Annotated in this window: 21 protein-coding genes and 1 pseudogene; 2 read left to right on the forward strand and 20 right to left on the reverse strand. The window is 34.9% G+C overall.

Annotated features, from left to right (window positions below):
* Positions 1-400: 400 nt before the first annotated feature.
* The 8 genes from V7112_RS08400 to V7112_RS08435 all read right to left on the reverse strand — a co-directional run bounded on the left by V7112_RS08400 (position 401) and on the right by V7112_RS08435 (position 6,865).
* On the reverse strand, positions 401-1,591 hold the full coding sequence (locus V7112_RS08400) for a hypothetical protein (RefSeq protein ID WP_335417656.1): 1,191 nt from the start codon (positions 1,589-1,591) through the stop codon (positions 401-403).
* 350 nt (positions 1,592-1,941) lie between these two features.
* Positions 1,942-2,433 carry a hypothetical protein gene (locus V7112_RS08405; protein ID WP_335417659.1) on the reverse strand — a complete coding sequence of 164 codons (492 nt, stop codon included), beginning with the start codon at positions 2,431-2,433 and terminating at the stop codon, positions 1,942-1,944.
* A gap of 412 nt (positions 2,434-2,845) precedes the next feature.
* Positions 2,846-3,859, reverse strand: a complete 1,014-nt coding sequence (locus V7112_RS08410; RefSeq protein ID WP_335417662.1) for a tetratricopeptide repeat protein — start codon at positions 3,857-3,859, stop codon at positions 2,846-2,848.
* Positions 3,860-4,464: 605 nt separating this feature from the next.
* On the reverse strand, positions 4,465-5,010 hold the full coding sequence (locus V7112_RS08415; RefSeq protein ID WP_335417665.1) for a hypothetical protein: 546 nt from the start codon (positions 5,008-5,010) through the stop codon (positions 4,465-4,467).
* 39 nt (positions 5,011-5,049) lie between these two features.
* The gene (locus V7112_RS08420; protein ID WP_335417668.1) at positions 5,050-5,280 is read right to left on the reverse strand and encodes a sunset domain-containing protein; all 231 of its coding nucleotides are present in this window, start codon (positions 5,278-5,280) and stop codon (positions 5,050-5,052) included.
* A 435-nt stretch (positions 5,281-5,715) separates the two neighbouring features.
* Complete coding sequence (locus V7112_RS08425; protein WP_335417672.1) at positions 5,716-6,114, reverse strand: hypothetical protein; 399 nt, start codon at positions 6,112-6,114, stop codon at positions 5,716-5,718.
* Positions 6,115-6,429: 315 nt separating this feature from the next.
* Positions 6,430-6,741, reverse strand: a complete 312-nt coding sequence (locus V7112_RS08430) for a hypothetical protein (protein WP_335417675.1) — start codon at positions 6,739-6,741, stop codon at positions 6,430-6,432.
* The gene (locus V7112_RS08435; RefSeq protein ID WP_335417678.1) at positions 6,626-6,865 is read right to left on the reverse strand and encodes a hypothetical protein; all 240 of its coding nucleotides are present in this window, start codon (positions 6,863-6,865) and stop codon (positions 6,626-6,628) included. Before V7112_RS08435 ends, V7112_RS08430 begins: the two co-directional genes overlap by 116 nt.
* A 125-nt stretch (positions 6,866-6,990) precedes the next feature.
* Here V7112_RS08435 and V7112_RS08440 point away from each other — a divergent pair, with 125 nt between their 5' ends.
* Positions 6,991-8,250, forward strand: a complete 1,260-nt coding sequence (locus V7112_RS08440) for a DinB/UmuC family translesion DNA polymerase (RefSeq protein WP_335417681.1) — start codon at positions 6,991-6,993, stop codon at positions 8,248-8,250.
* A gap of 17 nt (positions 8,251-8,267) precedes the next feature.
* Positions 8,268-8,600, forward strand: a complete 333-nt coding sequence (locus tag V7112_RS08445) for a YolD-like family protein (protein WP_335417684.1) — start codon at positions 8,268-8,270, stop codon at positions 8,598-8,600.
* Between the two features lie 374 nt (positions 8,601-8,974).
* Here V7112_RS08445 and V7112_RS08450 read toward each other — a convergent pair whose 3' ends face one another.
* The 12 genes and pseudogenes from V7112_RS08450 to V7112_RS08505 all read right to left on the reverse strand — a co-directional run bounded on the left by V7112_RS08450 (position 8,975) and on the right by V7112_RS08505 (position 17,935).
* Positions 8,975-9,136, reverse strand: coding sequence for a hypothetical protein (locus V7112_RS08450; protein WP_335417686.1), 162 nt, complete (start codon positions 9,134-9,136; stop codon positions 8,975-8,977).
* 170 nt (positions 9,137-9,306) lie between these two features.
* Positions 9,307-9,828 (reverse strand): ImmA/IrrE family metallo-endopeptidase, encoded by a 522-nt coding sequence (locus tag V7112_RS08455; protein WP_335417689.1) that lies wholly within the window; start codon positions 9,826-9,828, stop codon positions 9,307-9,309.
* Positions 9,829-10,194: a helix-turn-helix domain-containing protein gene (locus V7112_RS08460; RefSeq protein WP_335417693.1), complete on the reverse strand. Its 366-nt coding sequence runs from the start codon at positions 10,192-10,194 to the stop codon at positions 9,829-9,831.
* A gap of 225 nt (positions 10,195-10,419) precedes the next feature.
* Entirely contained in the window at positions 10,420-10,665 is a 246-nt protein-coding gene (locus V7112_RS08465) for a hypothetical protein (RefSeq protein ID WP_335417696.1), read from the reverse strand.
* A 136-nt stretch (positions 10,666-10,801) separates the two neighbouring features.
* On the reverse strand, positions 10,802-11,203 hold the full coding sequence (locus V7112_RS08470; RefSeq protein WP_335418062.1) for a hypothetical protein: 402 nt from the start codon (positions 11,201-11,203) through the stop codon (positions 10,802-10,804).
* Positions 11,204-11,212: 9 nt separating this feature from the next.
* Positions 11,213-11,722, reverse strand: a pseudogene (locus V7112_RS08475) (peptidoglycan recognition protein family protein); the annotation flags it as partial.
* Positions 11,723-11,769: 47 nt separating this feature from the next.
* Positions 11,770-12,279, reverse strand: a complete 510-nt coding sequence (locus tag V7112_RS08480) for a phage holin family protein (RefSeq protein WP_335417699.1) — start codon at positions 12,277-12,279, stop codon at positions 11,770-11,772.
* 51 nt (positions 12,280-12,330) lie between these two features.
* Positions 12,331-12,492 (reverse strand): hypothetical protein, encoded by a 162-nt coding sequence (locus V7112_RS08485; RefSeq protein WP_335417703.1) that lies wholly within the window; start codon positions 12,490-12,492, stop codon positions 12,331-12,333.
* A 60-nt stretch (positions 12,493-12,552) separates the two neighbouring features.
* Positions 12,553-13,032 carry a hypothetical protein gene (locus V7112_RS08490; RefSeq protein WP_335417705.1) on the reverse strand — a complete coding sequence of 160 codons (480 nt, stop codon included), beginning with the start codon at positions 13,030-13,032 and terminating at the stop codon, positions 12,553-12,555.
* 67 nt (positions 13,033-13,099) lie between these two features.
* Positions 13,100-13,240: a CD1375 family protein gene (locus tag V7112_RS08495; RefSeq protein ID WP_335417706.1), complete on the reverse strand. Its 141-nt coding sequence runs from the start codon at positions 13,238-13,240 to the stop codon at positions 13,100-13,102.
* Between the two features lie 4 nt (positions 13,241-13,244).
* Entirely contained in the window at positions 13,245-13,553 is a 309-nt protein-coding gene (locus V7112_RS08500) for a hypothetical protein (RefSeq protein WP_335417709.1), read from the reverse strand.
* Between the two features lie 11 nt (positions 13,554-13,564).
* On the reverse strand, positions 13,565-17,935 hold the full coding sequence (locus V7112_RS08505; RefSeq protein WP_335417712.1) for a phage tail spike protein: 4,371 nt from the start codon (positions 17,933-17,935) through the stop codon (positions 13,565-13,567).
* Between the last annotated feature and the right edge of the window lie 12 nt (positions 17,936-17,947).

Raw genomic sequence — 17,947 nt, forward strand, 5'->3', positions numbered from 1 at the left:
AAGTGCTTGCTTGATGATTCCGATTGGGCTCGAACCAACGACCTCCACCCTGTCAAGGTGGATAGCCCAACCTGAATCAACAGGAAGAAGATTGATAAACCATTGATAAATAAGCTTCGATTATATGTTCGTAGGATTGAATCCGAGGAAAAATGAAGGTTGTTGACCAAGTTCGTCAACAAATCGTCAACGAATGAATTATATAGCATTTTCAATCTGTTTTAGCATATTAGACTAAGTAAAAAAACTTGCCTCATGGCAAGTTTTTTATATGAGTAATTATGAGATATTGTTCAATAATGCACCTTAAAATTTAAAAATTGCTAATAACTTGTGAACTTTTAGGTATTTGAAATTTTTTCCTTTATTACAAGTTTGTCGAGAGAGAATCTAAAAAATATTAATAAAACCTTTCTTCTTCTGTACCATCCGAATATTTATTATATTGGATGATAGTATCCCCTTCCCCATCATACTCAATTGTATATTCCGCAATGGTCCAGTCTTCATTCCAACTAATTTTCAAATACCATTGATCATTAGAATAAATCCAATCTGGATGTGGATAATATTCCATATCAATTTCATCATTATTTTTTCCAATTAGGTTAATTACAACTTGTTTTTCTAAGCCTAGAGTTAATGCTTCCTTCAATTGACTAACGTTAAGTAAAGGAATAGTTTTAGAAACTTCTTTTAATTCTCCCTTGTTGTTTTTCTCCTGTGCTACTCCAATGGGAGACCATGCATCTATAGTTGATCCAAGTGTATTATCGAAGTTGCTAACTATACTTTCATAATTATGTAATGCATCCTCTAATTCTCCCATTTCATTTGTAATCTTAACTATCTGATTTATTTGTGATTCATAGGATTTTGGAATTTCGTACAATACCTCAAAATCCTTTTCAAAGCCATTCTGAAGAACTATAGTTTCTATGCCACTTTGGATTACTGTTAAATTAAAACTTCCTTGAGAGGTAAACTCAGTTTCAAATGTTTTTAATATAAACTCTTTACTAACTACATTATGGGTTATTCTGTAAGTATTACTATCGATCTTTTGTAAGATAATTCCACTAAATGGTTCAGGGATTTTTCCTTCTAATGGAATTTTATATGGTATTTGATCCATTAAGTTTAATCTTTCAGATGATAACGAGCTTAATCTGACTTGGATTTCGGGTATTTCATTGGCAGCTAATACATATGGTTCAACTATCTCATTGAAACTATTATTTATGTTATAGTATTTCTCTTCGTTTATACTTAGATATTTTGTAAACGTTTTAAGTTTTTCATAATCTTCATATCTAACAAGTTGAATAATAACATTCTTTATAAGGTTGAATTCTTCTTTTTCCTCCAGTTTCAAAATCTCTGTAATTGTGAACTCCACTAATTCTGACTTTTCTTTGTTATTTAAGCTATCAATAATAAATTGTATTATCTTTGTATAATCTTCTTTCTTCATTTCATTACTAATCTCTTCTTTAGAAGTGAAATCAGAAAAGTTATCTGGATTACATGCGGTTAATATCAATAACAAAATGAGTATTATAATATATAAATAGTATTTATCTTTTATCATGGAGTTTATCCGCCTTTAAAATAGTAGTAATACATTTTCCCTTATTATAATTAAATTATTATAAAATTCAATTCGTTTAAAGTAAACCATACATGTTATGTGATAAAAATATCGTTTACTGATAAACGTAATAACACTACTTATACCAGATATAAAAAATTGTATTGAAAAGAAAGTTATTTACTAATTGTAACAGTTATTGTATTTAAGCTGAAAATCATCAAAAATAGTTCTTTACTGGTTCCTTATTGTACTAACGCACCCTTTGGTTGAATAAGACTATCCTAGTAGACCCTCAATATTAGGGTTGTGTCTTGTGGGATACAATTCTATACTTTAATTCAATAACACTATCTATTTTTATTCCAACTATCTATTAAGTTACTTGCATAATTATATAGTTCTATATAATCAGCCTCATGTACTGGAGTCTCTATTTGATCCACACCATTCTCAATTTCTTTATAAACTCTGCCATCAAAGGGAACCTCTTCCCATACAACTTCAAATTTCACATCTTTATACAGATAAAACTTTCCACTAGATTTGAATTCATTTCGCTGCGTAAGACCACATACAGCAATGTCGATAATGTCGTTATTTAGTTTTACCCACATGTGAAATTCATTAGGTGGTTGCCAACGATACATTATAGGAAGACGAGGCAAGAAGCTTACTTCGCCTGCTACCAAATCTGAATCTAAATTATACTTTTCTTTTAGCAAATCTCTTGTTAAATATGAAGTGTATACACAAGCATCACCAATCCTTATGTGGAGTTTATTGAATGCGAGTACTATACTTTCTACTATCGTTTTTTGAATATGCTCTTCATCAGTCATAAGATTCCCTCCTATAGTATTTATTAGGTAATAGTGTACGTTCATTTTCTCACATCTAAATATAAATACGTATTATACGGACTTGGGTTTCAATTACATCCAACAAAACTTACCAATTATCTGGCCCTTAAATAAAAAATGAGCGCTTATCCTTGTTTAGGGATAGCGCACTTTAATGGAATAACTAAAACATGATTTCAATCTTAAAATCAATTAATTCTTCTTTCGCTAAAGCACCCGTTCGCTTCCTTACAATCTCCTTTTATCCTTAACTCCACTGTATATGTAGTTAATCCAATTCAAATATAAATGATTCATTATTCTTTTATCTAGGGGAGACCGATGTTTTATTGATTTATATGGATAACAGATGATACAGGGAAATCAACCTTTTAAGCCATCCTAGAAACGGCTATTTTTTCTTTTTCTTTAACAATTTATTTATGACTTCGTTGATGTTCAATCCAACTCCCATAAAATTTGGCTTCAACTCAAGAAAATCAGTAGTTGATTCCTTGTTTAATTCTCCGACATTCTTCTTTATTTCCTCAACAGATTCAGATATTTTTTCCATTGGTTCAAACAATCTTTGTTCAGCATTCGTTAATAGTGTTTCTAACAGTTTTTTATACTCCTGTAACTTTTGATCACTAGAACGTTTTCCAATAATAATTCCTTCAACCCTTGCGATATCAATATTATCTGAAACTAGCCATTTAGCTCTACTAATATATTCTTCTGCTTTATCAAGATTGTCTAACTCAATGTATGCTATGCTAAGGATTTCATATATTGTTGATGTCGTATATATTTGAGATTCCACATTACGATCCTTTAATTTTCCTGATCTTACTCTGAGAACCCTTTCCTTAAAATTCTCCCAGTCTATTCCGGACAAGAACAAAAACTCATTAGCTACTTCAATAACTTTCTTGTATTGATTTATATTTGAATATGCGATTGCTAAACCAAAAAAATTATACTCATGAAAGCTGTCATTAATATATCCATCTTCACCAAGCTGCAACAAATTTAAAGACTGTTTATAGAAATATATGCTTCCTTCATAATCCTTCATTGAACGTAATAAATCAGCCATATATCTATTTGTTTTTGCACTTGTTTCACTTAAAAATAATGATTTCTTGAAATTACTTAATGCCTCTTCCCTATTTCCTTTAAAGTGATTGCTTTGCCCTAATAAACGATATAATTCTGGATCTTCATATTTTTCAATGGACTCCGTTAATAGTTTGATTGATTTATTGTATTCTTCTAGAAAATGATATGTTTCAGCTAAATAATAATAATCTTCTAATGTCTCACATCCCAAATTTTCCAGAAAGGCTTTTCTTTTTGGAAAAATATGATCAGGATCATTAGTAAAGATAAATTTACCATCATGATTAAATGAAAATAAACTCATTCCAAATCCTCTTTCAGGGTTAGTGAATACCTCGTAATCATCAACTCTACACAAGCCTTTACAATCTAAGCACTTTTCGTACGAATTATCTTCGTTTTGGTATTGAAACTTTTGCTGTATACTATCGAAGTATCGCTCCCACCCTTCGGTCCATTGATTTAGTTGATATTTATCACAACAATAATTGCATATTGGAGTTTTTGTTATGTTGCATTCGAACACACTTATTCTTTTGTTACAGACACTACAGTTTTTCATCTACTCCCTCACCCTTTTTTTCTTTAGCTTGAACTGCTATCTTTTTAGACCCAATAAAGTTTAATCAACTTCATTTAAACACTCTTTACATTTTCTCTGTTTTATGGTTTGCTATTTCTTTTGCCTAAACTAATTGATTACTAAGATTGTTTGAACAGTATTTCGAATAACGGGTTGTATATGTATCCATACGTGAAGTAACATTTACATACCGACATTGAACACGGCGAATTACATTACCAGTTTTCCCTCCAGCTTTACTAAAAAGAAACCACTCTTTTCTCTAAACAAACTCTTCACTATTATCCCTATATTCTACCTCACATTTTTTGTTCAAACTGTCTATATCACAAAATCCTATCAACTGAATCTTTATTTTTTAAAAGATTTGTATATTCTTCTTCGGTGAGTTTAATATATCTTTTTCTTTTAAATTCATTACTAAATAGGCTTCTCGCTTCATTTGAAAATAGGAAGTATACTAACCAAAAAGTTGATATTATAATTGCAATATAAGTTTCGGTGTACTCTAAGTATTCCTCAGTAAGAACATTAGTAATTGCATTAATAATGAAAGTTAAGAGTACACCAAAAAAATTTGATAAGAGAAACAAAGGTACAAAGACTTTTTTACCTGTAAAAAATAAATAAGCAAGAAGCACATGTATCATTAATGCAAATAAGGCACTAAATAAGATAACTGAATAAGATAAATCATATAAGTTTGCTACTAGGATCGATTCAGTCATTAAAAATTGATGGTAATCGAACCCCAAAAAGGCATCTGCTGCATCATAGAAGGTTATTGCCCCTCTTCCTATTGTTATTATAAGACTAAATCCTAATAATCCGATAAAAACTCTAGTAACAATTGAAATATTCTTTAAACTCATATGATAGCCCCTTTCTATAAATTGTTTTGATATTCCCCCTTAACGTTGACTCTTTCTAAATCCTGCTTCTCTTGCTTCTGTTTCTGTACAAAACATCTCTTCAGCTTCAGTAACATCATAAAATTGTCCACCTGGCACATGATAAATTTTTTCTCCATTGTAAGTAGTAAGGTTTCCTTTGATCTTTGGCTTGTCACAACTAACTGAGTTACTGCTACTATTACTACATGCACTTAACAATAAAATAGAAACAATTATAATCTTCTTCATCTTTACCTCCTTTAATTCAGATGTAGACTTTAATAAATTTATAGATATATATATTTAACTCTCTACAAACCCTGCAAATGCACTTTTTACAAACTAAAGTATATATAGGATTTATTACCTATTTCGACAAAAGGTTATACTTTCCTGTTAATTCACTCATGAATTGTGGATATTTTTTACAATACTTTGTGAAACTTGGATTTATCTTTTTTACAGATATGGCCTAATTGATTGAAAAGACCTAATTGAAGGACAAATTGAATATGGCAGATTGATTAAAAGTTGGGTAGTTTTGGATAGTTCCCTCTACTTTTTTCCTATCAACAGTGTTAATCTAATATTATAAAAATTTTGAAGGGTGAATTTTATTAGTGAATGTAAAAAAAGGACAAACTGTTTTCTTCATCGAAGATAATATTATTTTTGAAGGTAAAATTAGTTGGTTGGAGGCTTAGATTGCCTCATTTTTTGATATTCCAATAATTCGTGATTTGCGAGAAATTTCCAAGCATTTAACAATTCAATATTATCAACCACTAGCATATGATCTTCGGATAGCACTGGAACAAAATGTAGCTCCTGCCCGTTGAAACGTTTGATGTCTGTCGGATCGTACATAGTACCATTTAAGCTAAAAGGTACCTGTGGAACTCTTTGGACAGTATGCGAATTAATTTTTGTTTGCTTTTCTTTAAATAATTTTGAATATGGAAAGTATAAACCTAGCCGTCTAAGTTCCGTAGCCAAATCATGAATAGTTGCATTACCCATAGAGATGGCAGATAGTAGGTCGAATGATTTAATAGGTTGAAGTTGAAATGAAGTGGTGTTCATAAATATTCACCTCCAGTTACTCTGTTTATGCTCATATAAAAATATTCACTAAAGGGCGATAACGTGAAATGTTGGGACGAATGGTCTAATCATTTTATAATAAAATACATAAGACAATGTGAAGAATTGAACTTAAATTAACCTGCCCCGTTAGTGCAATAAGCCTCTTTACCAATTTTACCTTATACCTTCACGGAAAATTGCTAAAAGCAGTGTTATTTCTGATGAGAAATACACTGCTTTTATACTTGTTTATTTATATATGTTTTCTCTATGTAGTACTCCAAAAGAGAACCGCTTATATTTAGACAGAGTTCAGTTTTTTATTATTCTAAGCGTTCTGGGTGAGCGTGGTTCAAAGTCTATATAACCTCTGTCTTTCAATTTATCGAGGTAGCCTTTAACGGTGCTTGGTGATGCTAAATTAAGAAGTGAACCCAATTCCCTTACAGTTGGTGCATAATCGTGTTCCTCTATGAATGTTGCGATTGTATCGAGCACCCTTTTTTGTTTACTGGTTAGTTTGGGCATGTAAATCCACTCTCCTTTTTGTCTTCGTCGTAGCTGCAGATAGAATGTTCTCAAATTTAAATGTGCGTTTTTTATTTCGTAGCAAACAGAATGCATTTATTGTTCCTTCATTTATTTCTAAAATCTTGATTGATCGTTGAGTAAGAATACCGCTATTGCTGATATAGATGATTTTAACCGCTGAATGATTTAACATTGCTCTATTTAGTATGGTCTTCATAATCATCATCTCCTTAAGGTTATTATACACGAACATGTATTCTATTTCCAGTAGAAATCGAACGTATATTCTTATATAATGTGAATATAATAAGAACGTACATTCTTTTTATGGAGTTGAATCTAATGGTTGATTACAGCCAGTTACCTAATCAAAAGATTTTATGTGTGGATATGAAAAGCTTTTATGCGAGTTGTGCAGCGGTAATGATGAATCTTGATCCACTTGAATGCTATTTGGCGGTTGTCGGAAATACTGACCGTCAAGGAAGTGTTGTGCTTGCTGCATCCCCAAAGTTAAAGCAGGAATTTGGGATAAAAACGGGTTCGCGTTTGTTTGAGATTCCAAAAGATCCACGAATTCATGTAGTTAATCCTAAAATGAAAACATTTTTACACATATCCACTGAAATCACAAAACTTTTTAATCACTATGTCCCAAAAGATGATATACATGTCTACAGTGTTGACGAAAGCTTTATAAGAGTTGACGGCGTAGAAAGATTGTGGGGAGATGCGCTCACTATTGCAGATAAAATCAAAAGTGATATAAAAGATCAGTTTGGGCTTACTTGCACAATTGGAATTGGCCCTAATATGTTAATGGCAAAGTTATGTCTTGACCTTGAAGCAAAGAAAAAAGGAATCGCGGAATGGACTTATGATGATGTCCAAACTAAGCTTTGGAATGTATCTCCCCTTAGTGAAATGTGGGGCATCGGGAGCCGAACTGAAAAAACACTTAATCGGATGGGAATCACAAACGTTGGCCAGCTTGCCCACTATCCACTGGAGTTGCTCGAAAAGAAATTTGGAGTACTCGGTAACCAGTTGTATTACCATTCTTGGGGCGTAGATTTATCAGATATTAGCGCACCAATCCAACAGGGACAAATTAGCTTTGGTAAAAGTCAAATACTCATGCGTGATTATCCGGAACCAGAAGAGGTAAAACACGTCATTTTAGAGATGTGCGAAGATGTAGCAAGACGTGCAAGGCATGCCAGAAAAGTTGTAAGAACAATTAGTTTAGGGGTCGGCTACAGCAAAGATGAATTCGGTGGTGGCTTTCTTCGTTCAAAAACGATTGAAACACCTACTAATATTACGATGGAAATATATAAGGTTTGTCTGGAGCTGTTCGAGCAGTTTTACACTAAAAAAACGGTAAGACAGATTTCTATATCTCTCTCAAAAATCGAAGATGATGACAATATGCAGCTTGATTTGTTTTACCTAGAGCGAGAAAAGAAAAGCAAGCTTGGCTATGTCATGGACCAGATACGGACTAAATATGGCTCTGATGCCATATTGCGTGCAGTCTCTTATACAAATGCAGGTACAGCAAGACATAGGGGTAGGCTTGTTGGTGGGCATAAGGCATAATAATTGGGGGTATTACAATGCTTAAAGATAGAGGAAAAATAAAATGGGGTGCTGCCTTCATGCTTCCAGAAATGATTTCTGCTCAAAGTCGTATCGACTGGGATACTAAAAAGGTTGAAAAGCCCGTGCTGGATGAGAATCAACTTGAAGAGATTAACCAAACTATTTGCGATGCTATGGAGTTTAGCCAGGAGTTAGTATTTACTCTTTTTGAGCGTGGTGATTTTAAACTCTTACTTGGCAAGGTGCACTATGTGGATCAGTTTGCAAATGAGCTGCGTGTGGTGGATAAATTTGATGCGATACACTTTGTTAAGTTTGAGGATATTGTGAAGGTGAATATTGGTTAAAGTGGATACTACCAGAGGATAATTTGCCGTTTTGATGATAAGGAAAAATAAAACAACTCTGTGGTATGCAGAGTTGTTTTACTTTTCCTTATATATATGGACTGTTTATTACCAATAAGATAATTCCAATACCAGAGCCAAGTACATAAGCTTTTCTATCTTTAAATATAATTGAAGTAATTATTCCTGGTAAAACAAAATAAAGAATTATCGGTTTAAGAAAAATAAATAATATTGATGAAAAACCCTCAATTAAAGAATTAATAATAACAGAAGTATCTAGCATGCGGTAGGTTACACCCCTTACCTAATATTTTATATAAAAATAAGCCCGTGTCGCTCAGGCTTTTTTTGAATTACTCTTTTTCTTCTTTTTAGGCCTTTATCTTTTTAGTTTTTTCTTTTTCAGCCTTTTTCTTCTCTAAATAAGCTTCATGTTCTTCTTGAGATACTTCCCAACAAAAAGCTTTTAATCCTCTACTTTTAGCATAAATTCTAACACCGTTTCTTGTTATCCAAGGTCTACAAATCATCATAATTACATCATCCTTTACAAATATTATTTGCAAAGGACCAACAAAAGTGATACATTATATGTATTAATTCGCCAAAATTAATGATAATGTAGCGACAATCACTTTTTACATAGCTACTACGTCGGCCCCTTGCGTGGGCTTTTTTTATTTTCGTTCATTTTACCCCTCCTCTATTTATTAATATTTTTTAATTGTATACTTGCAACTTCCAAAGAAATGCCACAACTTAAAGCTACTTCCTTGACTGACAATCCTCTAATTATATGTGGTGGTGCAAGCAGTTCTCCTGCAAAAGTATTTGCTTGCCATTCAGGCTCCTTAAATTTCGGAACCTCAACCACACTTGTGTTTCTAGCTAGGGAAATGCTTCCGGGCTTATGCATAAAATAGTGTCCTATTTCATGTGCAATAGTAAATCTATCACGGCCTATCCCCGAAATAGCATTTTCATATACATCCTCTCGTAATCTAATAATATCTTTTTCTGGCAAAGTTAACCCATACTCATTTTTCATATTTTCCGAAGAGATTATTTCATATGAAAAGGAAGGGTATAATTTGGGTAACACTAACTCCAAAAATTCGACTACCGGGAAGTAATTTTCATCAAACATGCCAACCACTTGTCTTATTGAATTTGTTAACATTCTTATCTTTTTTCTTGATGTAGGATTTGCAATATACACAGACATTTATTTCCCCCTTTTTTTCTTTTGGAGGATGGTTTTGATCAAATTTTTATCGCTGTCATCTAATCCCTTGAACTCCCTAGCTAGAGCCATAAAGGTATCTTTATCCTCACTATTAAATCCTTCGAAATCAACTTTAATTACTTTTTGTGAATCCCGAACTGCTTGTCTTAATTCATTCGATTCTACAGCACTTAAAGAATATAAAACAGAGATCTTCTCGATCCATTCATGAGGAACATTTCTTTTACCATTTTCTACAGCAGATAAATATGAAGAAGTAACCCCTAATTTAGTAGCCATATCCTTTAATAGCTCTCCATTATCAATTCTGAGTTTTCTGCAAAACTTACCAAATAGATTCAACATGGTTGTTCCTCCTTTCTAATATGAAATTTTTTCTAACTTCATATTAACTCAAGTTGGATAATAAATCAACAACTTTTGTTAATTTAATCAACAAAAACATAACCCCTCACATTCCTTGAGTAAAAGGGCTATTTTGTGTTGGTAAATCATGATGAGATGTTAGTATACTCGGTTATATTTATCACACTTTTTTGGGAAAATATTAATAAAATAAAACACCTTACCTCACCATGAGATAGGGCTTCCTTCATATCTTAACCTTACTCCATTAATCTCTTGAAATTCCCTTAAAGCTTCTGCTACTATTTCGTCTTTGTCGCCTGCTTTTGTAATCCGTACAGAGTTTAATCCTTGTATAGACGGATGCATAAACACATCATATTGACCATCCTTTTCGAATATCTGCATTTTTACCTTTAATATTATTGATTTAGTTGCTTTTAACTCCCTAATTTCCATATCATTTATCATTTATTATCCCCCGTTGAATAGTACTTTCTACTTAATAATATATCCAGTCATTTCCAAATGAAGTATAATACGTCACACTTTTCAAAAATATTTACACAAAATAAAAAGCCCCATCTCCGAAGAGACAGGGCTAATATTATGACTGGAAAGCACCATTTTTATCTGTAATAGCCATGGCACCATTTGATTGGAGATAGTACCTCTTACCGCCCACAGTTACCTCACCGGTTGCCATATCTCCATCAGAGTTGAGGTAATACCATTTACCGCCTGAAAAAAGCCAGCCAGTGAGCATTTTTCCGGATGTGTCCATGTAATACCATTTACCCTTTACAAACTGCCATCCTGTTAGCATTGTGCCATTAGCACCTAATAGATACCAGAAGCCGTTATAGTCCTGGAACCACCCCACACGCATGTCTCCATTTGGATTTAGATAGTACCATTTGCTGTTATCAAGTAGCCATCCGGTTTGCTTAAATCCATTTTTGTAAAAGTACCAGCTGCCATTCTCAAATCGCCAAATAGTATCAATCATTGCATCACACACATCATTGATAAATTGCGCCCAGGACACTCCATTTTTAACAAAAGCATTTTTATCTGGGTCAGACTTTCGACTAGGGTCAAGTTTAGAATGTGGCACAATCTTTGTGCGTGGATCTAGGCCATATGTGCGGCATAAATATGCGTGGTACCAAACATACCGCTTGTATGCTTCATTCCAATTAATCTTACCGCCCCAGCAAAGTTCTACTCCTATTCCGATATCATTAGCATCGTCACCGAATAATTGATTGTCTTGAGGAACATCATACCGTACATGCCACGCTTTCTCATTTAGTGGAATAATTTCAAGGATATACTTATCGTCAATAAACGTGTGGGCTGATGCCAATGGTTGATTGTTGTTAAAATGATTTCGATTGTTATAGGCTGTAGAAGCACCATTACCAATGTCGTGAGCTACGATAAACTTAGGCTTGCCACCGACTAATGATTGACCACTTCGGGCATTACCTTCGGAGATATAGTCCCTTGTAATTTCATAAGACATTTTTATCCTCTCCTTTCAAAATAAAATGCTACCTCGAGTGATATAGCTTACTTTGAATTAATTGAATCTTTTCTTTCGTTAGATCGTTGCGTCTTTGCTTGAATTTCCGAAGCGACGCTTTCGATAACCTTCACAGGTACCCATCTTCCCCAACCTGCTCTCTCAAAGTTAGCAGCTGCACTCATCAACGTATGATAAATCAACCCACCTGTAATTAGGAAAAAGAAGATGCCAAACTCAAAACCATTTACTTTTAACGTCGAGGCTAATGCAATATCAATCAGATTTCCAAAAGCGGATAGCAATAACATGACAACAGTTCGACTAATGCCTGCCTTACCATATTCACTAGAGTAAGAACCATCGACCTTTGCGGCTCTTGTTCCGCTTATCCAGTCAATTACAATTGTAAACGCTAAAATTAATACCCAAATGAGATTGCTAATTCCAAATAAAATATTTAGACCAGTTGCTATAGGTCCAAGAGTAAACAAACCTTCTCTAAATCTTTCGCTAAACAATGTATTGTTACCTAACACAGTTTTTAATAAATTCACTTCAATTCCCTCCCTTTCACGGCAAAATAAAAAGACTTCTCTGTGAAGTCCTTACATCATTTTTCTTCTTTCATTGTCTTTTTCGATAAGTTCTGCAACATCCTTATATATCTTTTCAGCAATATCTTTCCAGTTCATTGAAACAGATTTTTTTTGATTCTGTTCATTTGCTTTACTGAATCCGTCAACAAAACCTTTTAGGTAATCATTCATGTTTTTTCACCTCCCCAAACAAAAAAGACCGTTCTAAATAATAGAACAGCCCTTTTGCCATTAAAATGTGTAGTAATCGAACTTGGTGTTTGCTAATTCTTCTTTTGCAACGTCTTTGATTTGTTCAGCCTCTTTTTCGGTCATCATATTTTTATTGACTAGAAAAGAGATTAACCTTTCGTTGACGATTTTCGTCTTAACAAGATCATCATTTAGATTAAACTGAAAATCATTTTGGTGTCTACTAGGTTTGTTATTTTCATCATATTCCTTCGTAACCAGAGGTCCTCTAACAAGATATCCTTCTGTACTTTTTGAATGCCTTACAACTCCAAACCTAACATATGTTTCTGCTCCTCTGATTAAACACTTGAAATATTTTTCTTCAGATAGTCTAGATTTAACTACAAACTCTTTAAAATTCTGAAATTCTCTTTCATCCAAAATATCTTCAAATTCAAAGGATAATCCGTCGTTATACGCTTGGTTGGTATACTCTTTTAAAAATATATTAGGTGCAAAAATATGAATTTCTTTCAATTCTACCACCTCCTTCCGTCTACTTCATTCGACAAAAGGAGATATTTTCCTGCAAAATAAAAAACACCTATTCCGCTAGGTGTCCAAGTCCTTCTGCTATTAAGATTTCTTTTACTTGCGGTTTAAGCAACTCTGGAACATCGGAGTAAGACTTCATACCCTTCATAATGTAAGTAGCGTATAACATAGCTAACATATCCTGTTTCACCTCCTTAACCTCCTAATACAATTTCAGCTAATTCCATAATGGCTAGTGCGTTCATTTCAGATTCTGCTTTTAATTTTTCATTTTCTTCTCTTAATACATCAATCTCAGATTTTGGTTGAGGGGCGTTTATGATTTCATTAATTTCCTCAACACTAAGCGACTCAACCCATTTATCACCATTCCACCTTGGTTTATAAAAAACTTCTTCAGGACTAAATGATTCTACACAATCGTTAGGTATTTCCTCATCAACGCCAAAAAGGATAGGTTCTAAAAAGAACCCATCCTCATCAACTTTTATATATTGTTTCAATAGTTACCCTCCTAAAATCCGTAAAACGGAGCAATACCATCAAATGACACAAAAGATGGTGCAGCCATATTTGTATTTATTACAACTCTCCCGGTAGATTCAATTTTACAATAACCAAATTGAGTAGTTCCATTTCCCACAACAACAGGAGGATAGATTGTATTTTCTGGCCTACAGCCTGCTGGTAACACAAATACTATAACATTATTAGTTGGCATCTTAATGGACCCTCGCATGTGTACAAGCCCCATCGCGTCTTTTTGATATGACGCATTATATGTTGAATTAAGATAATGAGTCGCACCATTAATTAATGTCATTGTTGTCCACGGAAATAACGGAACTGCCCCATCAAATTCAAGAGGACTACTTATTTTTAAATTCCCTGCTGATGTCATTGATAAACGAGATTCTCTATATGTTGCCATGTTGTTCTCATCACCATAGAATAAAAGCAACTCATTTGGGACTAATCTAGCCCCACCATCATTCACACCTTGAATGTACCTAGCTATCCATAAAGCAGCACTATCTAACCTCAACTCATCAAATGCTGGTTTTGGTCCACCACCAATATTAACTGCGTAATCAAATCTACTTTTTAAAGTATCATTTTGAAGATCGATAGACCCTTTGGGACCCGTAGTTGTTATCCTGATTCCTCGTAAAATACCTGCTGTCACTTCACCTAAATCAGCTGATAAAGCACTTAATGTCTCAACTCCTAATGTGGTGGCATCCATTTTAGAAGTCTCCCAGGTTGATCCATTCCACTTTCTTATTGCTATTACTTTACCAGTTGAATCAGTTTGGAACCAAGTCGCATTAACAGCAGGATTGGTTGGTGCTGTTGTGCCCATATGAGCAATGCCATCTTTACCAGCTGGGCCCTGAGGTCCTTGAGGTCCACTATCTCCTTTGTCCCCTTTGTCTCCCTTTTGTCCATCTGTGGCATGGTAGGAAGTGGAATAACTTGTTGAACTTGTCCCATCGGTATAAGAAATTACTGTTCTTGTCCACAAATATCTACCTTGAACTGGTGATGGTGGATTGGCTAACCATGTTCCAGTAGGAACAGTAGTACCATTGGTATGAAGTTGGTACGTTATTACAGTTGATTTTATACCTTTTCCATCTGTTCCATGCTGTCCATCAGTAGCATTGTAAGAGACTGAATATGTCGTCACATTGCTAGCATCTGAATATGTTGTGATTGTTCTTGTCCATAAATACTGTCCTTTTACTGGCGTTGGTGGTGTGCCATACCACGTTCCTGTTGGTGCAGCTGTCCCATCATAATGATACTGGTATGAAACTGATGTGTTGGTGACCCCTTTGCCTGGATCTCCTTTACCGCCAGTCGCACCTGTCTTACTTTTTGCAAGGGTAACTATTTTATCGATAGTCACTCCACCATAAATTGCTCTAAAAGTTACTGTTGCGGTATCTGTCGACATTGCGGTTATTGAATATACACCGGAAGTGTTTATTGATGCCGTACAACCGACTTGACTAACTTTTGAATAAGTGACAGATGTTCCTGTTCTTTTTGTTATTCCCTGATAAACCTCAAATGTCCCTGTTGCTTTACTAAAATCACCAACATTACCATTTACATCAGCACCAAGAGTAATACTTTCATTAGTTAAAAATCCAACTATCGCATCCTTACCAGGATCTCCTGTATCACCTTTACCACCATCTGCACCTGATTTTATTTGCGTTATTGTCACCGTGTCAGTTAAACCTGATAATGTGGCAGTTACTACCACTCTGACTGCTGTTGTTGGCCATTGGTTTTGAGTGAGTGTTCTTGAATTTCCTGAGCCTCCCAAGCTGATTACGGTTAAAGCAGCCCCAGCTGTATTATATGGAGTTGCCACAAATGTTGCTGTTCCTGTTGTATTCTGCAAATTAGCCGTAAACGTAATAGTTTGTGATGCTGGATTAGGTGTCCCGTCAGCATTAAATGACATTACATCAGAAGTCGTGCTCAAATATAAAAGTTTAGCATCTACACCTGATTTTCCTTCTGGTCCTCTTTCTCCAGTATCTCCATACACTCCAATGATAACTGGTTCAACATATTCAGTGCTTACTGGGTCTTTATACTTGATAACCTCGTAATTCCACAAGTATTTCTTATCATTGGTCACATTTTGAATTGTGGGAGTCCATCCTGCTGTCCCTCTTGTGACTCCACTACTTGCACTTGTCGCCAAGTAATATTCTGTTATAGTGTCTATTGATCTACCAGGACTTCCAATGTCACCCTTATCTCCATAAGTACCAATAATAATAGGTAAAGTGTTTTCGGATTGTCCATTTGAGTATGTGATTTTTTCATAATTCCAAAGATACTTCTTAACACTTGTAATTGTTTGTATTTCCGTTGTCCAACCAGATGTCGCAGTTGTAACGCCACTGACTGAGCTTGTTGCTAGATAGTATTCTGTGACACTAACAATCCCAACACCAGGGTCACCCTTATCCCCTTTTTCACCTTTTACCTTATTCCATGTATAAGATGAAACATTATTACTATCAGCTTGTGTGAAGTCTACATAGACCCCGATCCATTCTCCAAGTGTCTCCCCATTATTAGCCGTAAATGTTTTACCACCATCATTTGAGTATTTTATGTGGAGATAACTTGTTTCTCCATTATCACCAGGCTCCCCGTCAACACCATCAGTCCCTTTAAATAATGACCAATTATAAGATGTGTATGATGTTGGTTCTGTTGGCTCAGTTGTAACCGCAACCCCAATATAAGCTGCACCTGATGGATCAGTGGTCATCGGATTTCCGTTTAAGTTTTGACTATACTTAACCCATAAAAAAGAACTAGATCCATTAATACCATCTTTTCCATCTTTTCCGTCAAAATAATCAGTACCTTTTATTGGAGTGTAACCATCTTTCCCAGGATCTCCTTGTGGACCTCGGGGACCCTCTGGACCTCGGTCTCCATCCTGCCCGTCAAAGACATTAGATAAGGTGATTTGTGCAACCTGCGATGTTTTATCATTGATAGCAATCTCCACGTTGTACGTAGACTTTTCAGAGATCTCACTACTTGCCACAGTGATTGATTTACTTGTACTATTAAAATCGACAAGGTTTCCATCTTTGTCGCGCTTTGACCAATTGTAGGTGTATTGCTTGCCGTCCGCATCTACCTCTGCACCTCCCAGAAACGTTTCAGCGGTTAATGTGGTAGTACCTTGACCGTTCTTAAACACGTCACCAGCTGATGAGGTAATTGATGCTAAAACTAGTTTTGCAAGTCTATCTCTCATTAAGGCTGTTAAGTTAGCAATCTGCTTTTCTAAATCCGCTTTCGAATACTCAATAAAATTACCAATCTTAAAACCTTTAATGCGGTTTGTGATTGGGTCTACTTCAACTTCTTGTATTCGGGCTTCGAGATAAAGTGGTGGTTGATAGCCATCATCCTTAATTCGGACGGTCATACCCTTTCGAATTTTCTTATGTTCAAATCCCTTTATATGTTCAAGCGATACAGCTTCACATTCGTAAGATACAATCGCATCGATGCGCTTTTCTAATTCATTCTCCGTTAGTGTTCTGAGCCTATCCTCGGTCATGTCAGCGTCAGTTGACTCCGGCTCGTAAGCTTCGATTAAATGTTGCCCATGTCTACCCCACCTTTGTAAAGCGTCCTTATCCTCCACAAAGACGGTAAGCCTAGTACCGTCTTCACGTTCGGGACCAACACCAAGCAAAGCTGTAACTATTCGCTGGCTATCCTCTTTACGCTTAACTCCTATTAAATCTTTGCCAAACTCAATTTCGGTACCGGCATAAGTTGTATCCGTTTTTTTAAAATCTGCATATCTTGTAATCTTGTTACCGTCCACAACGATTCTGAAACGGAGCTCCAGTTCAAATGTAGATGCGATTTGCTTAAGAAAGCTGTATGGATCAGTGTAGTTTACAATCGTAATTGTTCGAATAAAGGTATAATCAATGTCACCTAATTTAACTTCTGTACCATCTAAAGCAAGGGCAGCTGCAGTTTGTGGTGTAGCGCCTTGCAGTGTCTGCGGTTCGATAACTTTTGCTTTAGCCAAGTCTGTAAAACTTGCATTTGACTTTACAAGCTTTTCTCCGCGCTTATATTGCTCGGCATAAGTAATTATATATTCACTAAAAAAACCGTCCTCATCTTGAAGAAGGAGACGGTTTCGCTTTTCTAACAATGCTGCCTTTGCAATTTTTGCATTTGCTACAAAGTCAAACACATTCATTTTGTTGAGACTGTCAGTTTTTAGTGCATCCCAATATTCTGCTTTGGCGCTGTTTAACGTGCCAATAATATCATCTGTTTGTTTATCCAATATGTGTACAAGAGTCATAGCTTCGTCTCC

Origin of the sequence: Bacillus sp. JJ1566, from assembly GCF_036962685.1 — a bacterium.
Classification (GTDB): domain Bacteria; phylum Bacillota; class Bacilli; order Bacillales; family Bacillaceae_L; genus Ferdinandcohnia.